Below are 2,750 nucleotides of genomic sequence, written 5' to 3'. Positions count from 1 at the left end.
TTACAGGAAAATAGCACAATTCAGGAAAATTTTCTCAATAAATGTCATTTTCCTGTGAAGGAAAATAACAAAATGAAAGAAAGTCGTATTTTGTTCGGCTTTTCGGGTCCAGATCTCTCTTGTGAGCCGACCGCGGCCTTCATTTGTTATGAGCGCCCGTGCCTTTGTCGTTTCGGGAGGCATTCGCCGGCATGGCTGTTGGGTTTCCTGTCGCCCGTTGCCTTGGCGCGATTGGAATTGCCGCGCTTCGCGCGAGCCGCGCCAACCGGACGCGGCGGCGTTTGACTACTTCGGCGGGATCCACCCGCCCGAACTCGGCTGCCCGCCCTGACACTCCGGACACTTGCGAAGATGAATGTCCGACCCGTTCGCGCCGTACTCGTGCAGGCACTTGATGCACTTCATGTGATAGAGCTGCTGCCCGTGATCGGTGCCCGGGATATTGAGGCAGCCGAGGTTGATCTGCTGGTTCGGGTTGATGAAGCCGAGTTTGGTGGTGCCTTTGGACATGGTTCTTCCCCCGTCGGGATGTTTAATTGAAAGCGGAATCCCCGAGTCTAAACCAATCGCTCGCGGAAGCACGCGGCTGACCATATTGCCGACGTCGGCACAATGGTTTGCTGTCTCGCGGACATCCACGTGTCCGCGAACCGGAACTCCGGAGCACTCGTGATGGGTTGCTGTTCGGGTGCGCCTGACTTTTTAGAGCATCCGATTCTCGCCCCGATCGTTACAATCAATACTGGTCTCAGTTCGCTGATGCGGCGAACGCACCGACCTTCTGCCTTCCGCCTCGTGTTGCCTATGGACAAGAAGCAGCTCACCGAAGCGGACATCCGCACCAAGTTCATCACCCCCGCGATTGTCAATCAGGGCAAGTGGGATGTGATGACGCAGATGCGTGAGGAAATCTACTTCACGAAAGGTCGCGTCATCGTCCGTGGCAAGAAGGTCGCTCGGGGCGAGGGCAAGAAGGCCGACTACATCCTCTATTACAAACCGGGAATCCCGATCGCGGTTGTGGAGGCAAAGGACAACAACTACGAAGTCGGCGGCGGTATGCAGCAGGCGCTCGAGTACGCCGAAGTGCTTGATGTGCCGTTCGCGTTTAGCTCTAATGGCGACGCGTTTCTGGAGCACGACCGAACGGGAACGGGTACAACGGTGGAACGGCACGTTCCGCTCGATCAGTTTCCGACGCCCGAAGAACTGTGGACTCGATACCGCGCCGCGAAGGGATACACACCGGCCCAAGAGGTTGTCGCGACGCAAGACTACTTTGACGACGGGTCGGGCAAGTTGCCGCGCTACTACCAGCAGATCGCGATCAATCGCACGGTCGATGCGATCGCGCAGGGGCAGGACCGCATTCTGCTCGTGATGGCCACGGGAACGGGCAAGACCTACACCGCGTTTCAGATCATTTGGCGGCTTTGGAAATCGAAAGCGAAGAAGAGGATTCTCTTTCTCGTTGATCGCAACATCCTCGCCGACCAGACGAGAACGAACGACTTCAAGCCCTTCGGCAAGGCGATGACGAAAATCACCGATCGCACGGTGGACAAGTCATTTGAAATCTATCTCTGCCTTTATCAGGCGGTGACGGGGACGGACGAAGAGTCGAACATCTACAAGCAGTTCTCGCCCGACTTCTTCGATCTCATCGTCGTCGATGAGTGTCATCGCGGCAGTGCCGCCGATGACGCGTCGTGGCGAAGGGTGCTCGAGTATTTCACGTCCGCGACTCAGATCGGCATGACGGCGACGCCGAAGGAAACCAAGGACGTCTCCAACATGGAGTACTTCGGTGCTCCGCTCTACACCTATTCACTGAAGCAGGGGATCTCGGACGGCTTTCTCGCGCCGTACAAGGTGGTGCGCATCGGCCTCGATCGAGACCTGGACGGCTGGCGGCCGGAGGCGGGCCTGAAGGACCGGTTTGGCCAAGTTGTCGAAGACCGCGAGTACAACGACAAAGATTTTGACCGGACTCTGATTCTGAAAAAGCGAACCGAGACAGTTGCCGCGAAGGTGACAGAGTTCCTGAAGGCCACCGACCGCTTTGCCAAGACGATCATCTTCTGCGAGAACATCGACCACGCGGAACGGATGCGCCAAGCGATGGTGAATGCCAACCCCGACCTTGCCGCGGCCAACAGCAAGTATGTGATGCGCATCACCGGGGACAACGATGAGGGCAAAGCCCAGCTCGACCATTTCATCGACCCGGAATCGATCTATCCCGTGATTGCGACGACCTCCAAATTGATGAGCACCGGCGTCGATGCGCAAACCTGCCACCTGATCGTGCTCGACAAACAGATCAAGTCGATGACCGAGTTCAAGCAGATCATCGGTCGCGGAACGCGCACCTTCGAGGGCAAGGACTACTTCACCGTCTACGACTTCGTGAAGGCCTACGAGCACTTCAACGACCCGGAATGGGACGGCGAACCACTGCCGCCGGAGGACCCGCGCAAGCCCTCCAAGTCGAAGAAGTCAGACGAAGGGAGCCCGAACGAGCCGCCTCCCGTGGAAGAGCCGCCGCCCGAGCGTATTGTCGTCAAGCTCTCGGATGGCAAGGAACGAAGCATCCGGTATCTCGCCGCGACGACCTACTGGCACGAGGGTCGGCAGATCACGGCGCAGGAGTTCATGCAGCAACTGTTTGGCGATCTCGATGGACTCGTGGAGGATGAGGACGAACTTCGCACCATCTGGAGTGATCCCGACAAGCGCGAGGCGTTGAT

At 57.7% G+C, this 2,750-nt stretch carries 3 protein-coding genes; 2 read left to right on the top strand and 1 reads right to left on the bottom strand.

Annotated features, from left to right (window positions below; all coding sequences use genetic code 11):
- Positions 1-285: hypothetical protein (locus tag KF767_19225; protein MBX3020025.1), on the top strand; the 285-nt coding region annotated here is incomplete at its 5' end.
- Here KF767_19225 and KF767_19220 read toward each other — a convergent pair.
- The gene (locus KF767_19220) at positions 286-510 is read right to left on the bottom strand and encodes a hypothetical protein (GenBank protein ID MBX3020024.1); all 225 of its coding nucleotides are present in this window, start codon (positions 508-510) and stop codon (positions 286-288) included. It abuts the gene before it with no gap.
- Positions 511-804: 294 nt separating this feature from the next.
- On the opposite strand from KF767_19220, the gene KF767_19215 reads away from it, so the two are divergent.
- Positions 805-2,750, top strand: a 1,946-nt coding sequence (locus KF767_19215; GenBank protein MBX3020023.1) for a DEAD/DEAH box helicase family protein, incomplete at its 3' end; no start/stop codon positions are given.

The organism is Pseudobdellovibrionaceae bacterium, from assembly GCA_019637875.1.
Taxonomy (GTDB): domain Bacteria; phylum Bdellovibrionota; class Bdellovibrionia; order Bdellovibrionales; family Bdellovibrionaceae; genus JAHBUW01.
Note: the sequence above shows the minus strand (reverse complement) of the source record. Positions and strands in the feature narration are given on the sequence as shown.

Bases quoted from the DNA above. Each gene is read 5' to 3' on its own strand.
- KF767_19220 (MBX3020024.1), bottom strand. From the start codon at position 510: ATGTCCAAAGGCACCACCAAACTCGGCTTCATCAACCCGAACCAGCAG.